We start from the raw sequence: 15,424 nt of genomic DNA, 5'->3' as shown, positions 1-15,424 counted from the left end.
ATGGCTCGCGGGGCTTTCTCTTGCCGCGCTTCACCTGGGTGAGTTTGCGAACCGTCGTGAGGTGCGAGGATGGCGGGGCTGGAGATTAGCCATCCCCAGCACGGCCCTGCTAGCGCCCTCCGGGGGGCCCCGCTGGCAGGGCCGCCTCTGAAGTCTCCCCGCTGCACATCGTCGGCCCCGCAGCCCCAGGCTCGCGGGGCTTTTCGTCCGCGGTGCGGGAGCAGGCACCATCTTCATAGAGGAGAATGGCGAGGAGCCGGGAAGTGGGGGAGTAAGACCGACCAAGGCGCGCAGCTGGCCAGCCACGAGATAACTTTCAGTACGATTTGACGCGCGAACGTTGCAGGTTCAGCCGCGTTCGCTCTGGAGGTGGGTTCCTCCAGACATTGGTGATCTCGATGAAACGCATCCTGTTGGCTTCTGCGACCATGGCTGGCGCCCTAGCCATGATCCCGGCCACCGCTGACGCCCGCGGAGGCTTCCGTGGTGGCGGTGGAGGGTTCCACGGCGGCGGTGGCGGGTTCCGTGGCGGTGGGTTCGCTGGGGGCGGGGCTTCCGCGGTGGCGGTGGCGCAATTGCCGGTCGCGGCATCGCAGGGCGGGGCTTTGCGGGCGGCTATCGCGGCCGCGGATATTACGGTCGTGGCCTTGGCTACGGTGCAGTTGGCCTCGGCCTGGGTCTTGGGGCGGGCTATGGCCTCGGCAGCTACTACGGTGGTGGCTGCGCCTACGGGTATGACGCCTACGGCAACTGCAACGGCTATGGCTACTAAGGCATAGCCATCGAACAAGGAGCCCGCCCGGTCCGCCGTGGCGGGCATTTTTTGTGCGCTTCGCACCCCACAAAGGCGAATGCGACATGTGCCACTCAGGATCAGTCTAATGGGGTCCGAAGCCCCCGCTCCGGATATGACTCCGCCGGCGGAGGCCTGCCTTCTCAACCGACGTCGGCGGGGCCGAACTCTCAGAGACCCTACCTTCAGCTCCGCAGCCTTAGGCTCGCGGGGCTTTTCGTTTCGACCGCCACACCATCTGAGCCGTTGGAGCCGATCCCGATCGCTCTAACTCGAGCCCGCCCGACACCCCTCTGCCGCGGCGGGCTTTCTTGTGCAAGCCTGCTCACCGGGTGAACAATGACCCTCAGGCAACGTTGGGTCGGTAGAGCTACGCGGCAGAAGGGCGAGCAAAGCCATGCGGGACCTGCCGAACATCAGGGAAACGGCAGACCTGCGGGCTCTCCTGGATCGGCAGGAAAGCCAGGCGCAGCGGGTCCACCGGGCCTATCAGGCGAACCCGGCCCACCGGGCTCACAAGGGCCAGCTGGCGCGACAGGTCCTCGGGGCTCGGCTGGCGCCGCTGGTGTGGCAGGTTCGCAGGGCACTGATGGAGATCGGAGAGATCAAGGACCGCCCGGCACCTACAGGCCTAGTGGCCCTTCTGGTCCAGCAGGTGAAGCTCGTCCTGCTGGCTCGCACGGTCCGACGAGGGATAGGGGTGTTGCAAGAGCGTCAGATTCTTCTGGACCGGCTCGCCCCGTTGGGCCCCTGGCTTAAAGGACCCTTAGGGCCAAGACTTGCAGCTGACGCGAGCACATCCCTCAGGACAACTCCTCCTCGTCGACGTGTTTCTGTTCCGGAGTGAACTCGACCTCATCATCGTCGAGAAGCTCGTCGAGTTCGTCGGCGAGGTCGCTCACCTGATTTTCAGTCGCGAACACCCGAGTGACCTGGCCGTCATCGGTCTCCATGGTGATCTGATATCCGCCGGGCACCTCTTCCGTCCGGATGTGGGCGAGGATTTTCATCGCAGACATTGCGGCTCTCCGTCCAAGGGCGCGAAGGGCAACGCGCGGCAAACCTGATCGGCCAGCCGCCGCGAACCTTTTGCTGACAACGCACTATCTCTTCTGGTGTCGAACGCAGGAGATCCGATGCCTGACAGGCCAAGCCACGTCGTCGACCGCGCGGAGACCAGAGCTGCACGAACCGCCGATCGCCAGCGCGTTGCCCAGGAAGTCTGGGCAGAGATCGAGGAACAGCAGCGAGCACGCGACGACAAGACCGAGCGCCTGCGGGCGATGCGGCTCGCTCAACAGGCTGGGCGCTAGGACCCGGCTCCTCTGAAGGCATCAGCCCCGCAGCTTCACGGCTCGCGGGGTGTTTTCAGCAAGAAAACTACAGAAATTCACACCGCGGCTCAGATCGCGAAGGCCTATAGCCCCAATGTGCCTTCCGCGATTTTGGCTAAGTGCGATTTGATGAAGCCCGGATTGGCTCTAGGGTAGGCAATCGTGCTTCTGAGGACAGGCGATGGCGATCGGGCAATTCGGTGGGACGGAAGAGAAGCCGCGGCGGCCGTCAGCCTCGGCAAATAGCTCGATCCGCAAACATCTCATGATCGGCTTGAGTGCATGTGCCCTTCTAGTTGCGACCGCCAGCCTTGCCGCGGTCTCGACCATTTCGGGGGCCGTGATCGCGTCAGGCCGTATCGTCGTCGAAAGCGATGTGAAGAAGGTTCAGCACCCGACAGGCGGCGTCGTCGGCGAGTTGCTGGTCCGCGAAGGCGCGCGCGTAACGGCGGGGCAGGTGCTGATCCGGCTCGACGAAACCCAGACCCGCGCCGAACTCGACATGGTCCGCAAGGCGCTGGACGAGCTTTCGGCACGGCAGGCCCGGGAGGAGGCGGAAAGGGATGGCGCGGCCAGCATCACCTTTCCGGACGAGCTCCTGGCGCGCGCCACGAGCGATCCCACCGTCCGGCACCTGATCGAGGGTGAGACGCGGCTCTTCAAGGCACGGGTTGCCGCGCGGGAGGGCCAGAAGGCCCAGCTGCGCGAACGCGTTGCACAGCTGCATGAAGAGATCGGCGGGGTTGAGAAGCAGGTTGCCGCCAAGACCCGCGAGATCTCGCTGATCAACGATGAGCTGAAAGGGGTTCGCGATCTCTATTCTCAGAACCTGGTGCAGTTCGCGAAGCTGAACACGTTAGAGCGCACTTCCGTAGGTCTGTTGGGCGAGCGCGGCGCGCTCGTGTCGACCATTGCCAAGGCGAAAGGCAAAGTCGCCGAGACGGAGCTGCAGATCCTGCAGGTGGACGGGGACATGCGCACGGAGGTGGGCAAAGATCTGGCGGAGATCCGGAGCCGCTGGTCCGAAAATTTTGAGAAGCGGGTGGCGGCCGAGGATCGGCTGAAGCGCGTCGAGCTGCGCGCGCCTCAGGACGGCTTCGTGCAGGAGCTGAAGGTGCACACGATCGGCGGCCTTGTGACCCCGAACGAGCCGGCGATGCTGATCGTGCCCTCTGCCGATCAGAGGGTCGTAGAGGTCCAAGTCCAACCGCAGGATATTGCCTACGTGAAAGCCGGACAGCTTGCCTCGCTGCGCTTTCCCAACGTGAACCAATCGCAGACACCTGAGATCAGTGGCAGCGTGATGCGGATCGCCGCGGACGTCAGCCAAGATCAGAAGACAGGTGCGCCCTACTACACAGTGCGCATCCGTCCGTCCGAGGGCCAGGAGGAACTGCTCGGCAAGACCCGCTTGCTACCCGGCCTACCTGTCGAGGCGCACATGAACATCGGCGACCGAACGGTCATCAGCTACTTGGTGAAGCCGCTCGCCGAGCAGATCGAACGGCGGATGGGCTTGGTTACCGATAACCCGATGGATCACATCCCAACGTTAGAGGGACAAAGAACCAACTGATCTGAGAGCGGCCGCCGGTGCCTCGTAAGCCCCGCAGCCTCACGGCTCGCGGGGCTTTTCGTTTGCGCTACGAGGCGACCCAGCATGCGGCTGAGGAAGCAAACCTGAGCGACAAGCGGCCTTGGTCGCCTGGGATCGGCATGCCATAGCGGCGCGCATGAAAGCCAAAAGCCGTACCGTGTGTGAGGTGAAGGTCGATGGTGCCTGGACGGTTGCAACGCTGGATGAAGCGCACAGCACCTACCGAATGAAACCCAAGCGCTGCCCAGCCTGCCACGGACCGGTGGTCACCTACGGCGCATACTCCGCGGATCGGCGCGTCAGTCTCGGACATCGCAAGGGACACAACGGATGTCCGCTCACGCCGAAGCTGTACTCCGGCACCCCGTCGCCCCATCCGGACGCTCTCGCATGATTCGCATGATCCTCACCGAGTACCTGAAGGCGAAGGGCTATCTGAAGTGAGCACCGCGATCCTGCTGGTCCGACCGGAGAAGCGATGATGTGGATCGCCGAGATCGTCGATCGAGTTGAGCACCATCAGGATCAATTCTGGGTGCGGTCTCCGGACGATCTGAAAGACTATGAACTAATGCGCCTCCACGGACCCGCCATTGTTGATGGCGCCGTGCGCAAGGTGGTCGGCGTGATCTCCTACGCGGGTGGCTCGACTCCAATCAGGAAGGGCGATCTCATCCTGATCCAGGTCATGCCGATTTCGGCCTGAGCAAATCACTGAAGCCGAGGATTGCGCCGCGTGAGAGGTCAAGCGTCGGACAAGGCAGTCGCCGGCGTCATCTTGATCGAAAAGATTGGCGAGGGGCCGGGGGTTCGGTTGGGGAAGGGGTGGGCCCCTCCTGGGCCTCCTCGAACGATTGTGAGCGTCCGAAGAACTTCGCGTCCAGCGCAGGGTCGGACCTCAGCACCAGGAACGTCGGGTCGGTGATCGCGAGAGCCGCGCGGATCGCCGTTAGCGTCCGCTGGTCTGCCCCGGTTTGCATCGCCTCCGCCAGAAGTGCCGATACCTGGAGGAACAGATCAGCGTACTTTCGATCTCCGCGCAGAATCCGCTCGTCGGTCAGCAAGACGACCAGTCGGTCCATGATCGTACAGGGCGACTGCGTGGACATCGAGGTCGCTTTCGACGCTCGCGTTGCTTAGCTTTCTCTTATCGAAATCCTTTTCTTCTGAAATTCACACTCCCGCATTAATTACTTGAACTAGCGCTTTAGCGTGGCTGGTCCAAGAACGACGAATCACGCAGGTTTTGCTGGCGGATCATCCGCACGCCTGACAAGAGTACCTTCAGCCCGCCCGGCTCGCCGCGGCTTTTCTTCGTGATAGGCGACGGATGAGGTGCGGTCTTCGCAGCTCAATCCGCACCGAATCCACCCGAGATGACGCGCTCGCCGAGTTTTCGGTCCACCATCCGGACCGTCCGGTCAATTTCGGCGTCAGGCGCGCCGAGCTGGTGCGAGATCAGCTTCACCAGCACGTCAACCCGCTCGATGAAGGGCGCCCCGCTCGCCACCGCCCGCGCCGCCGACGAGGGGTTGAGCAGGCTCTCGGCCGCCTTGGCGTACTTCTCAAACGGCACCTGGTCATTCGGGTCGGCGCCGAGCCGCTGCGCGATGGCGTCCACGTGCTCGTAGATCGCGCGGGACCGCGCTAGATCGCTATGCACTGCGTCGCGGATCGATTGCGGCTCCTCCGGTGTGACGCAGCGGTAGTTGCCTGTCAGCAGCATCGACCACTTCGCCAGCGGCACAAACAGCGAGTCGAACACCTTGAGCTTCACCGGCACGTCCTGCCCGTCGAGGCGCACCGCATCGATGTCCGCCTCCAACTCGCGGAGCAACTGGTTGTGCGCCTCGTCGGCGAACGCCGCCGCCTTGAAGTTCGTCGGCAGCCCGACGTGGAGAACATTCGCACCCTCACCTGCCGGGCGGTAGGCCTGCGGATCGGGCGAGCAGAGCGTGACCAGCCCTGGCTCGAACCGATCCCAGACGCCGGCATTGGTGTAGGCAAACTCCAAGTCCATGTTGGCGAGCGCCGGGATGCGCCTGAGATACGGAAGGGGCGGCATGTTCATGAGTGAGAGACAAGGCCGCTTCGCCTCAGAAATCTTGATCATCAGGAGACGGATCGAATAGTCATTGTATTGCGGCTCCTGCATGGCGAGCCCAACTAAGTCATAGCGGGAGACGTCGACGTCTTCGGGCGGCGTCGCGTCCAAGGTGCCAGGCAGATCACGCGAAAATATTGCTCGGTGGCCCGCTTCATCGCGCAGCTTGATGCGGACCTCGGTGCCCTCGCGGTTGATCAGGTCAGCCGTCTTCCTGCGGCAGACGAGGGTCACGTTGTGACCAGCCATCAGAAGCTTCGTTGCGAGCAAGGAGCCATATGAGGCTCCAAGGATCAGAATATTGCGTGGCATGCGCTTCTTCCCAAAATTTGTAGTGTTATTTCCACGAACGCGGCGATGTTCGACTCCTCAGCCTCAAGGCACGCTGGGCCGTTCACGTCCGGACCACAGCACGTAGCCAGGCTGTCTGCCCACTGTCCCTTCAGCGGTAACGAGGGGCCGGATCTACACTTTCAGGCCGATCGACGATCGACGCGGCGGGTTTTTTCGTGCGAGTTCGGAAGGAAACTGGTTCGGCTCGCTTACCGTTCCTGGTTCCGGCAATAATGCCGGTACGGACTTGACGACATTACAGCCCGCCCGCTTCAACTGAGCGGGCTCTTTCGTGCACCTCGCGCTTCACTTTTGAGAAGGCTGCCAGCGACGGCGAGATCAAGGTGCAATGGTCGGCTTCGACACCCGACATGGGCCCGCCGGTGCAAGTCTCCGCGATTGCCGCCGAAGGGCTGCTCCTCACGTCCATCCTTCGCCCCACAGCTTATGGCCCGCGGGGCTTTTCGTAGGGCGCTTTGGATCCGCTCACAAAGCTCGCGCGAAGCCAGGGAGCAGGTCGATCGCCTGCGCCGTGTCCTGAGACAGCCGGGCCTCGGTGAGTTCGACCTCGGCATCGGCCTTCACGGCCTGCCTGACCAGCTCGACAGCCTCTTCCGGACTCCCAGTGAGGGCGGCGTAGAACATCGTCAGCCGACCGTTCGGCATGCCCTCGTCGCACCAACTCACTTTGACGATGTGGGCGGTCTGGTTCGGCTCAATCATGCCGAGAGCCTATCACCGCTCCTGAAACACAACCATCGGCTATGACCATCGCGGACTCTCTCGCCCAGGTTAGCTGACGCGTCGTGCCACCGCCTCACTGGCCTGACCCACACGTCGCCACCTCCGCCTGCGCGGCCGAGTTGCCGAGGTCGAAGAAGCCGCAGCCTTGCCCTGGCAACGCTGTCCGCTACGCGCTGTTGGGTCTGTATGGTGACAATTTCCGTCATGATCGCCACTCCAGGTGGGGCTCGCATCCTGGCTCACTCGCTGGAGCGGGAAGCTGCGCTCGCGGGGGAGTCGATTTTGCGCAACCTCGAACTCTGCGCCCTGCCTACCGCACTCTGGATCCAATGCGCAGATCTAGCCGTGGCCCTTAGGCTCTCCGGCTACCTCAATGGTGTGCAGGAGGAGATGATCGCTACGTGAGCGGCCAGCCCCTCACACAAGCGTCTCCGCCTGCGTAGTTGAGATGCAGGCTCACGCCACATCCGGCCCATCCCAGGACCGGCCGCGATTCATGTTCACCCTACTGACAAGCCTCGGCGCGCCCTGCAACGAAGGCTGGTCTATGCCGTTGACCTCCATGGCTACCATGGAGGCCGAGTTATGAAGGTGACCAAAGAAGCCGCGAAAGCGATGGCCAAGGCGTGGGATGCGCCGAAGACTCATGAACCGCCGAAGGGTCAACCCGCGAAGAAGAAGGGCTGAGCCGTCATTCTCGCGGTGAGAGTCGGCAGCTAGCGCGTTGCAGGCCGCTCCGCCGGGCGCTGCTGTGACAGCTGCCCGTCGCAGTCCAGGTCGACCATCTCGCCCATGATGCTGAGCGCCCGCTGAAGCTCATCGACGGTCAGATCCGGCCACTCTCGCGCGGCGTGGGCCAGCACAGCCCAGAGCCAGTCGAAGCCGCTGGGGAAGCGATCGTGATTCTGGTGCGGCCACTGGGCCGCTAGCCTCAGCGCCGCCCCATGCCCGCTCCCGGTTTGCTGTCGCGCAAGGCGGCCTCAAGGGCGGCTTCCCGAGCCTTCTCCTCGCTTCGGTAGGCTCGGTCCGATCGCTCGATCAGCTTGCCGCTCCGGCGGAGGATCCAGCCGAAGTGGCCCTCCGGCTTCGTGAGGGGTTCGACCTCGATGCTGTAGGGGTGCGGTACGTCGTTGCTCATGGCTACGCTATGCCATGACCGGCGACAGTGACCAACCGGCTGTCGGCCGACGCTATGCCGATCTCAGCTCCCGCGCTGCTCCTCGTCGGCCACAGCCTCAACGGCGCCGCCACTTCGGCCACGCCTTCGTCCCGCCCCGCTCGGCCAGCCCACGCCGCTCCAGCGCCTCGCAGATCCGCGCGGCCGCGGAGGTGCGCGAGCGGGTCGACAGGGCGCTTCTGGCCTTCAGGTCACTTGGACATCAGTGGCCGCCCGGGTTCCACACAAAAAGTTCAGCACCGCCCTCATCGAGAATGCGAACGCCGTCAGGCCTTTGCGGCAGGTCCAGCGAAGCAAACAAGGACCGGGCCTTCATCATGGCGGCATCTAAGTCCGATGCCTCCTGCTGGACCCGATCAAGCGTGGCGTGCGCCTTATCGCCCGGCCTGATGCGGTAAAACTCAAAGGTGTAATGCATGGCTGCTCCTGCTTGGCAACAAGCATACGCCCGCGAGACGGGCGGCGCGAGGGAGCGTGCGGGGGTAGGTTTGGCCGGGCTCAGATCTCAAACTGAGATGCTACCAGGGCGGCGAGCATCTTGCGGGTCTGGACCGGGAGCGGACGCTTCACCGCCGCCCGCCGGCCCACCCGGCGCCCCGCGGCTGGTAATCGGGGCCGCGCGGCATCATCACCACCTCGCGCCGCCCGATCCGGAATTCGATCACGATCTCCTCGGCCATCGAAATCATCGACGCGCCGACATCGTAGCTGAAGAACCAGCGCGGGTCAGGCTTCGTATGCGGCTTCAGGTCAACCGCTTCGCGCAGCACGAGCCGCAGTCGGTGCGCCCCGTCGAGTTGCCCCTGCAGGAGGTCTTTCACGATTCCCTCCTGCGCGATCCAGGCCTGGATCGGGTCGAGGTCGCGGAACGCGCGAGCGTGGTGGTAGTCGTCGGGTGTGATTTCGCGCCAGGGCGGGGCAGCGGTCATGCGAAGAAGGTCTTCCAGGCGAGCAGCAGAGCGAGCGCCACGATCACGCCGATGAGGGCTTGGGTGAAGGGCTGCTCGCTCATCGCTTCTCCGGCCGCGCCAGCAGGATCGCCTTGCGCACTGCCGCCCGCTTCTAACCCGGGCTCGCCTCCGGATTCCTGAGGTTGTCGCGTGCGAACGGGTGAGCCTTCACCGCGCTGGCCAGGTTGACGCTGTAGTTCCCCGCTATGGCAAACACCGCGGTTTTCGGATCCGCCATGAAGGCCTCGACCGCAGCCGTGATGTCATCCTCCGCGAGTGCATGCGATTTGAAGAGGTCGCCGATTGTCAGTCTATCAGCCACGTGCGCGCTCCCTGGCCAGAGCCCTCAGCGCCTCAACGTAGATCGGCACGGACGCCGGCGGCACAATGTAGCCATCCTGGCGCCGCCACTCCGCGCGCTCGGCGATGTCGCGCAGCTCCTGCGCGGTGTAGCTGTCGACGGATCGAGGCGGCGTCTTCATGATCATGCCCCGAGGATAGGGCTCACCACCGGAATTCCCAGACCGGGATGCCGACCGGTCAGCCCGGCGTGTTCCGGCGGTAGGTGAGCAGGCTGTGCTTCAGCTTATTGGCCGAGAGCCCGGTGACCTTGGCCCCGCTCAGCATCAGGGCGCCGCAATGGTCGGCGCGGATCGTGCCGGCGGTCGGGTGCACGCCGAAGAGATCCGCGGAGCTCCACCCGAGCTCCACCGCCTCCGCGCCGAACCGGTCGAGGACGTCGAGGGCGTGGTCATACATCGGCAGCCAGGCCGTCTGCGAAATGCCGGGGCACGGCGGGCTCGACGGCTTGAGCCGCGAGAAGGCATCGCGCCACGCCTGGAGCTCGGACGGGATGAGCTGAAGGGCTGGTGAAGCGGACATCGGACCGGCGGCTGAGAGGGAGCGCCGGGCATACGGGGGAGGGCGGGCGAGTCGCTATGGCGGGGCGGTCACAGAGACGATGCGTCTGATTGAGATCCTGAGGGCATCCAGTTGGCGGTCTTGCACACGTCAAACCTCTGAGCGTGGCAAAGCCGCGGCATGCGCCGCATGTTGTCCCGAGCATTTGAATTGCAGTTTGGCCTAAGCCTCCAAATCGCGGCCACACTCTCTGGTTAGGTTCCTAGGGTTGTCTCCCATGCTTCCTTTGGGGTCTTCCCGCCCTGCGGCTTTGCAAAAAAATTGAGAGCTAGCCAGTGCAAATTAGAATAAGATCACAACTGTCATTCGGCATATCATTTCCGCTGCTGGTACTAGCGCTAAACACGACGGCGCTAGCAAGTATCAAAGTTGAAGCCGCGAAGATAACAGGCGGAGAATTGTGGGTTCTAGGATCCGTCGATCAGGCGAATACCGAGGTCACTCTCGATGGGCAATTTCATCAGAAGGCGAGCACAAAAGGGGCCTTTGAGTTTCGCATCGTCTACCACCCTGCGGCCTGCATCGTAACAATACGAACACCAAAGGAAGAGCGGAGGGTGGTGGTTGGTGAGTGCGGCCAACAAGGCCACACAGGTTCGGTGGGACTGATGGGTCCAGTTGGACCTGCGGGCCCAAAAGGTGAGCCGGGGTCACAGGGCCCACAGGGTGAACAAGGCTTAGCTGGCCCGTCGGGACCGCTTGGTCCGGAAGGACCTATCGGGCCCAAGGGGCTGCAAGGTGCACCGGGGCAGCGAGGCAGCGACGGCGAACCCGGCCGCACTGGTGCAGTCGGCCCTTCCGGTCCTCCCGGGGCTACCGGTCCTTCCGGCCCTCAAGGATCAAGGGGCCTTCAAGGCGCGGCTGCCAAAGCCAGTACGCATAGCCCAACCGCTAGGAGCCTGTCCGAGTAACGGTGTTTGAGGCCGGGGTAGAGGGGGCGAGACCCGAGCAGAGGCTCCGGCTTAGCGGGCTCAACGGTCGGCCTGTGCCAGCTTCAGGAGGTTGTGGGCGGTGCAGATCATCGCCCACTCGCCCCGGACCTGCTCAAGCCCTCTCATCAGGAACTGTCGGAAGCCTCGGGCCTGCTTGATCTGCCCGAACACCGGCTCAACCACCTGCTTCCTGAGGCGATAGCGACTGCGGCGGCCAGCCCGTTTTAGGCGGGCGGCCATCGCGCTCATCAACGGCATCTTGGTCAGCCTCCGGCGGCCGGCCGCATCCGCCTCGCCGTGTCGCGCCCGGCCCGGAGCGAGGTAGCCCGTAATGCCCCGCTCCTTGAGCGCGACGAGGTTCGCCTCGTTGGCAAACCCGGCATCGCCCGAGACCTCCCGCGGCTTGCGCCTGAGATGAGCGCGGACCCCGTCTACAAGCGGCACGAGGGCGCGGTAGTCGGCCGAGTTGGTCACGAGGCGGTGCGCGACGATCACCTGATGCGCGGCGTCGACCGCGATCTGACCGTTGTAGCCCTGCACGAAGCCGTCGCGCGTGGGCAGGATCCGGCTGTCCGGGTCGGTGAAGTTGCGCTGCGCCCGGTCGGGCGGACTGCCGTCGTCACCGCGCAGTGGCCGACCCTGCCAGCGCATGCCCGACGAGGCACCCGGCCCGTTCTCGTCCTCCGGATCGGGCGGATCTGCGGCCTCCGCTTCCAGCGCGGCCTTGGCGGCGCGGATTGCTTCCAGCCGTCGCTGCTTGTCGGCCATCCAGTCCGGCGTTTCGTCGCCCCGACGGCCGGCACCATGAGCCTGATCCTCCGCCGCGTCAGCCTCGCGCGCTCGCTCCAGCCAAGCGTCCACCTCGGCCGCCAGGGCCGGCTCGGCCGTCTTCATCCGCCCGTAGCTCATCGCTTTGTGGCGTGAGGCGTTTGCCTTCAGCTTGGTGCCATCCACCGCCACGTGAGCGAACTCGACGAGACCGGCCGCCCGACACAGGCGCAGCACCTGCACGAACAGGTCCGACAGGGCCACGAGGTGGCGCTTGCGGAACTCGGCGATGGTTCGGAAGTCGGGCCGGTTCAGGCCGGTCACCGCCATGACATCGACCCGCTCCTCGCAGGCGCGGGCGAGCTGGCGCGAGGAGTACAGGCCTCGGCTGTAGCCGTAGAGCAGGAGCGCCACCATCATGCCCGGATGGTAGGGCGGGTAGCCGCGCTCCTCGGTGTAGGTGTCGAGAATGGCCGAGAGGTCGAGCGCCTCGCGCACCGTGTCGCGCACGAAGTGCGCCCTGTGCCCGGGTGGCACGAACTCGTGCAGCGAGGGCGGCAGCAGCCAGCCCTGATCGACGTCCCAGGAGCGAAACACCTTGGCCATGGGCCGAGTGAATCACCCCGCAGCTTCGTCGTCGAGACACTTACTCGGACAGGCTCCTAGTACTACTGTGTCACAAGATTGCGGTGTATGAGTGGTGATCCGACCTCGTGCGGGAGCGCGACATGGATCCCTGGAACACCCCGCTGGCCGACCCGCCGCGCTTTGCGGCCTATGTCGACACGCTCTCGGACGCCCTTGGCCATGCGGATCGGGTGGCGCCGCTGAAGGCTTACTGCACCGGTCTCCTCCTGCCGGGCGCGCGCAAGAGCATCGAGCCCATGGCAGCGCGGATCGCGCCAGCGCGTGTTCAGGCCACCCATCAGTCCCTGCACCACTTTGTGGCCAAGGGCGAATGGTCAGACACTGCTTTGCTGGCCCGGGTCCGTGCCGCTGTTCTGCCGATGATCGAGAGCCAAGGCCCAATCCAAGCCTGGATCGTCGATGACACGAGCTTCCCCAAGAAGGGCCGACACTCGGTCGGGGTGGGGCGGCAGTATTGCGGACAGGTCGGCAAGCAGGACAATTGCCAAGTGGCCGTGACGCTCTCGCTGGCTAATGCCCAGGCCAGCCTGCCGGTCGCCTATCGCCTCTACCTGCCGGAAGCCTGGGCCCTGGATCCCGAGCGGCGCAGGAAGGCTGGCGTGCCCGCGGCGATCCGCTTCCAGACCAAGCCGCAGATCGCGCTGGATCAGATCCGTGCCGCTCACGCCGACAAGCTGCCGCCCGGTCTCGTGCTGGCGGATGCCGGATACGGGATCGACACAGCCTTCCGCACGGCCCTGACGGAGTTGGGCTTGCCCTACAGTCTCGGCATTCAGTCTTCGACCAGCCTGTGGTCACCCGGAACGACACCGCTGCCACCCAAACCCTGGAGCGGGCGCGGCCGGCCGCCGACCCGGGTGCGGCGCAGCCCCGATCACAAGCCGCTCTCGGCTGAGAAGCTGGCCCGGTCTCTGCCAGAGGAAGCTTGGCAGTGTGTCACATGGCGTGCCGGCACGAACGGGCTGTTGGTGTCGCGCTTTGCGGCAGAGCGGGTGCGTCCGGCTCATCGCGATGAGCTGCGACACGAGCCCCGTCCCGAGGAATGGGTCCTGATCGAGTGGCCGCAGGGCGAGGCCGCGCCCACCAAGTACTGGCTCTCGAGCCTGCCACCCGAGACGCCCCTGACCGAGCTCGTCAGCCAGACCAAACTGCGCTGGCGCATTGAGCGGGACTATCAAGAGCTGAAGCAGGAGATCGGATTGGGTCACTACGAGGGCCGGGGCTGGCGCGGCTTCCATCATCACGCCAGCTTGTGCATCGCTGCTTACGGGTTTCTGGTCTCTGAGCGGGGCCGGATTCCCCCTCGGCATCCGAGTTCGTCAGGCTCCAAACACCTGTCCTACCCGCCGATTACAGACCCCGCGGCGCCCCCGATCCGGCCCGAGCGTCACGTGCCTGACTCCATTACGACCTTGCGCCTGGGTTACGTCCGTCAATGAGGTGGACTTTCGGGGTGGAATTGGAGCCGCCATCGGTCAGGCAGCCTGTGGTGGAAGTGTCGTGACGCTCTCCTCGATCAACGCCGGAGCAAACCCGGCCATGCCCTCGATCTGCATATAGCGGTGCTGAAGCTGCCACTCGTCGTTGGCCTCCAGAAGCACCGCACCGATCAGGCGTTGGATCGAGTCCGTGTTGGGGAAGATGCCGACCACATCGGCGCGCCGCTTGATCTCCTTGTTGAGGCGTTCCAGCGGGTTCGTGCTGTGAAGCTTGGCCCGATGCTGGAGCGGGAAAGTCAGGTAGGCCAGCACGTCCTCGCACGTGGCCTCGATGAAGACCTTCAGCTTCGGCCAGCGGTTGTGCAGTTGCTCGCCCAGGTGCTGAAGGGCGGCCCGGGCGGCGTCCTGATCGGGCTGCTGGAAGGCGTGGCGCAGGCCGGCAGCCACCATGGTCTGCTGGGTGCGCGGCACGTAAGCCAGCGCGTTCCGGGTCCAATGAACGCGGCAGCGTTGCCAGGTCGCCTTCAGCATCCGGCGGATGGCCGCCTTGAGCCCCTCGTGGGCATCCGAGATGACGAGCTGCACGCCCGAGAGCCCGCGCTTGACCAAGCTCCGCAGAAAGTCTGTCCAGAACACCTCGGCCTCGGAGGGACCGATGTGCAGGCCGACGATCTCGCGCCGGCCTTCGGTGTCCACCGCGACGGCGACTATGGCGGCCACCGAGACGATGCGACCGCCCTCGCGCACCTTCAGGTAGGTGGCATCGAGCCAGAGATAGGGCCACGCACCCGAGAGAGGGCGCGTCAGGAAGGCGTTCACGCGCTCGTCGATCTCCTTGCACAGCTTCGACACGGAGGACTTGGAGATGCCCGACAGGCCCATGGCCTGCACCAAGTCGTCCACGCGCCGGGTCGAGACGCCGGCGATCCACGCCTCCTGGATCACGGCGACCAGCGCCTTCTCGACCGTGCGGCGCGGCTCCAGGAAGCCGGGGAAGTAGCTGCCGGTCCGCAGCTTGGGGATCTTCAGGTTGAGCGAGCCGAGCCGTGTGTCGAGGCTGCGCTCGCGATAGCCGTTGCGGTAGGTGCTGCGTTCGCCTGTGCGCTCGTAGCGGCCCGCGCCGATCAGGCCCTCCACGTCGGCCTCCATCAGGATCTGCAGGACCGTCTCGGCCAACGAGCGCAGGAAGTTGCCGTCGTCAGCCTTCTGCAGCGCCTCGATCAGTGCCACTCTGTCGTCGGTCATCGGGTGCTCCCGGCTCAGGTTGAAGTCCGCAAACTCCACCTTAGCCGCCGGCCCCGATGGCCACCCCAATCCCCACCGAAACGGTCCCGGAAATTACACCTCGTCCGTGGACGCTACCTGCGCCTGGGACTGACGCGCGCCCTGTTGCAATCGCTTCAGCGATGTCCCTGCTGCTATTCTCCGTTTGTGACACAGTAGTACTAGGACAAACCCGCCATTAGGAAATCCGGCGAGAGCAGCCCCGACACCGGCACCACTACGAGAACGCCTACAGGACTCGTTGGGAGAGCCAGCAGGTACAGGCGCCCTTGAAGACGACCGCTATTAGTCTCACTTCAGATTGCCGTGTTGAGCGCTCGAACAATGAGCACAGCGGACGCGAAGACGAGGCGGTAGAGTGTCAATCGATGTGCCGCCCACCTCAGCGCTAGCTTAACAT

15 protein-coding genes and 2 pseudogenes are annotated in these 15,424 nt (G+C 64.6%); 5 read left to right on the top strand and 12 right to left on the bottom strand.

The window, feature by feature from the left end; genetic code table 11:
- Window positions 1-398: 398 nt before the first annotated feature.
- A pseudogene (locus DK389_RS34705) lies at window positions 399-769 on the top strand (hypothetical protein); the annotation flags it as partial.
- Between the two features lie 827 nt (window positions 770-1,596).
- Here DK389_RS34705 and DK389_RS28765 read toward each other — a convergent pair.
- The gene (locus tag DK389_RS28765; RefSeq protein WP_109894906.1) at window positions 1,597-1,812 is read right to left on the bottom strand and encodes a hypothetical protein; all 216 of its coding nucleotides are present in this window, start codon (window positions 1,810-1,812) and stop codon (window positions 1,597-1,599) included.
- Window positions 1,813-1,929: 117 nt separating this feature from the next.
- Here DK389_RS28765 and DK389_RS33140 point away from each other — a divergent pair, with 117 nt between their 5' ends.
- From DK389_RS33140 to DK389_RS28750, 3 genes are all read left to right on the top strand, one after another.
- Window positions 1,930-2,106, top strand: a complete 177-nt coding sequence (locus DK389_RS33140; protein WP_162560934.1) for a hypothetical protein — start codon at window positions 1,930-1,932, stop codon at window positions 2,104-2,106.
- Window positions 2,107-2,308: 202 nt separating this feature from the next.
- Window positions 2,309-3,703: an HlyD family type I secretion periplasmic adaptor subunit gene (locus DK389_RS28760; protein WP_109894904.1), complete on the top strand. Its 1,395-nt coding sequence runs from the start codon at window positions 2,309-2,311 to the stop codon at window positions 3,701-3,703.
- Window positions 3,704-4,202: 499 nt separating this feature from the next.
- Window positions 4,203-4,430 carry a hypothetical protein gene (locus DK389_RS28750; RefSeq protein WP_162560933.1) on the top strand — a complete coding sequence of 76 codons (228 nt, stop codon included), beginning with the start codon at window positions 4,203-4,205 and terminating at the stop codon, window positions 4,428-4,430.
- Between the two features lie 67 nt (window positions 4,431-4,497).
- On the opposite strand, the gene DK389_RS28745 is transcribed toward DK389_RS28750, so the two are convergent.
- The 10 genes from DK389_RS28745 to DK389_RS28695 form a co-directional block, all read right to left on the bottom strand.
- Window positions 4,498-4,833, bottom strand: coding sequence for a hypothetical protein (locus DK389_RS28745; RefSeq protein ID WP_109894898.1), 336 nt, complete (start codon window positions 4,831-4,833; stop codon window positions 4,498-4,500).
- 242 nt (window positions 4,834-5,075) lie between these two features.
- Window positions 5,076-6,140, bottom strand: a complete 1,065-nt coding sequence (locus DK389_RS28740) for a ketopantoate reductase family protein (protein WP_109894896.1) — start codon at window positions 6,138-6,140, stop codon at window positions 5,076-5,078.
- A 507-nt stretch (window positions 6,141-6,647) separates the two neighbouring features.
- Complete coding sequence (locus tag DK389_RS28735) at window positions 6,648-6,884, bottom strand: hypothetical protein (protein ID WP_109894894.1); 237 nt, start codon at window positions 6,882-6,884, stop codon at window positions 6,648-6,650.
- A 952-nt stretch (window positions 6,885-7,836) separates the two neighbouring features.
- On the bottom strand, window positions 7,837-8,043 hold the full coding sequence (locus DK389_RS28725; protein ID WP_109894890.1) for a hypothetical protein: 207 nt from the start codon (window positions 8,041-8,043) through the stop codon (window positions 7,837-7,839).
- 241 nt (window positions 8,044-8,284) lie between these two features.
- Window positions 8,285-8,500 (bottom strand): hypothetical protein, encoded by a 216-nt coding sequence (locus DK389_RS28720; protein ID WP_109894888.1) that lies wholly within the window; start codon window positions 8,498-8,500, stop codon window positions 8,285-8,287.
- 148 nt (window positions 8,501-8,648) lie between these two features.
- On the bottom strand, window positions 8,649-9,011 hold the full coding sequence (locus DK389_RS28715) for a hypothetical protein (protein WP_109894886.1): 363 nt from the start codon (window positions 9,009-9,011) through the stop codon (window positions 8,649-8,651).
- Window positions 9,012-9,144: 133 nt separating this feature from the next.
- Window positions 9,145-9,354, bottom strand: a complete 210-nt coding sequence (locus DK389_RS28710; protein ID WP_109894884.1) for a hypothetical protein — start codon at window positions 9,352-9,354, stop codon at window positions 9,145-9,147.
- Complete coding sequence (locus tag DK389_RS33135; protein WP_162560932.1) at window positions 9,347-9,520, bottom strand: hypothetical protein; 174 nt, start codon at window positions 9,518-9,520, stop codon at window positions 9,347-9,349. The genes DK389_RS28710 and DK389_RS33135 overlap by 8 nt, the downstream gene beginning before the upstream one ends.
- A 52-nt stretch (window positions 9,521-9,572) precedes the next feature.
- Entirely contained in the window at window positions 9,573-9,914 is a 342-nt protein-coding gene (locus tag DK389_RS28705; protein ID WP_109894882.1) for a hypothetical protein, read from the bottom strand.
- A 1,010-nt stretch (window positions 9,915-10,924) separates the two neighbouring features.
- Window positions 10,925-12,259: an IS1182 family transposase gene (locus DK389_RS28695; protein ID WP_109894878.1), complete on the bottom strand. Its 1,335-nt coding sequence runs from the start codon at window positions 12,257-12,259 to the stop codon at window positions 10,925-10,927.
- Between the two features lie 122 nt (window positions 12,260-12,381).
- Between DK389_RS28695 and DK389_RS28690 the strand changes: the two are divergent.
- A pseudogene (locus tag DK389_RS28690) lies at window positions 12,382-13,700 on the top strand (IS701 family transposase).
- A 76-nt stretch (window positions 13,701-13,776) separates the two neighbouring features.
- On the opposite strand, the gene DK389_RS28685 reads toward DK389_RS28690, so the two are convergent.
- Window positions 13,777-14,985 carry an IS256 family transposase gene (locus DK389_RS28685; protein WP_109896934.1) on the bottom strand — a complete coding sequence of 403 codons (1,209 nt, stop codon included), beginning with the start codon at window positions 14,983-14,985 and terminating at the stop codon, window positions 13,777-13,779.
- Window positions 14,986-15,424 lie beyond the last annotated feature (439 nt).

The sequence above is a fragment of the Methylobacterium durans genome, from assembly GCF_003173715.1.
Taxonomy (GTDB): domain Bacteria; phylum Pseudomonadota; class Alphaproteobacteria; order Rhizobiales; family Beijerinckiaceae; genus Methylobacterium; species Methylobacterium durans.
Note: the sequence above shows the minus strand (reverse complement) of the source record. Positions and strands in the feature narration are given on the sequence as shown.

Coding starts and splice junctions, on each gene's coding strand:
- DK389_RS28745 (WP_109894898.1), bottom strand. CDS start 4,833: ATGTCCACGCAGTCGCCCTGTACGATCATGGACCGACTGGTCGTCTTG.
- DK389_RS28685 (WP_109896934.1), bottom strand. CDS start 14,985: ATGACCGACGACAGAGTGGCACTGATCGAGGCGCTGCAGAAGGCTGAC.
- DK389_RS28715 (WP_109894886.1), bottom strand. CDS start 9,011: ATGACCGCTGCCCCGCCCTGGCGCGAAATCACACCCGACGACTACCAC.
- DK389_RS28705 (WP_109894882.1), bottom strand. CDS start 9,914: ATGTCCGCTTCACCAGCCCTTCAGCTCATCCCGTCCGAGCTCCAGGCG.
- DK389_RS33135 (WP_162560932.1), bottom strand. CDS start 9,520: ATGATCATGAAGACGCCGCCTCGATCCGTCGACAGCTACACCGCGCAG.
- DK389_RS33140 (WP_162560934.1), top strand. CDS start 1,930: ATGCCTGACAGGCCAAGCCACGTCGTCGACCGCGCGGAGACCAGAGCT.
- DK389_RS28720 (WP_109894888.1), bottom strand. CDS start 8,500: ATGCATTACACCTTTGAGTTTTACCGCATCAGGCCGGGCGATAAGGCG.
- DK389_RS28725 (WP_109894890.1), bottom strand. CDS start 8,043: ATGAGCAACGACGTACCGCACCCCTACAGCATCGAGGTCGAACCCCTC.
- DK389_RS28695 (WP_109894878.1), bottom strand. CDS start 12,259: ATGGCCAAGGTGTTTCGCTCCTGGGACGTCGATCAGGGCTGGCTGCTG.
- DK389_RS28740 (WP_109894896.1), bottom strand. CDS start 6,140: ATGCCACGCAATATTCTGATCCTTGGAGCCTCATATGGCTCCTTGCTC.
- DK389_RS28765 (WP_109894906.1), bottom strand. CDS start 1,812: ATGTCTGCGATGAAAATCCTCGCCCACATCCGGACGGAAGAGGTGCCC.
- DK389_RS28760 (WP_109894904.1), top strand. CDS start 2,309: ATGGCGATCGGGCAATTCGGTGGGACGGAAGAGAAGCCGCGGCGGCCG.
- DK389_RS28750 (WP_162560933.1), top strand. CDS start 4,203: ATGATGTGGATCGCCGAGATCGTCGATCGAGTTGAGCACCATCAGGAT.
- DK389_RS28735 (WP_109894894.1), bottom strand. CDS start 6,884: ATGATTGAGCCGAACCAGACCGCCCACATCGTCAAAGTGAGTTGGTGC.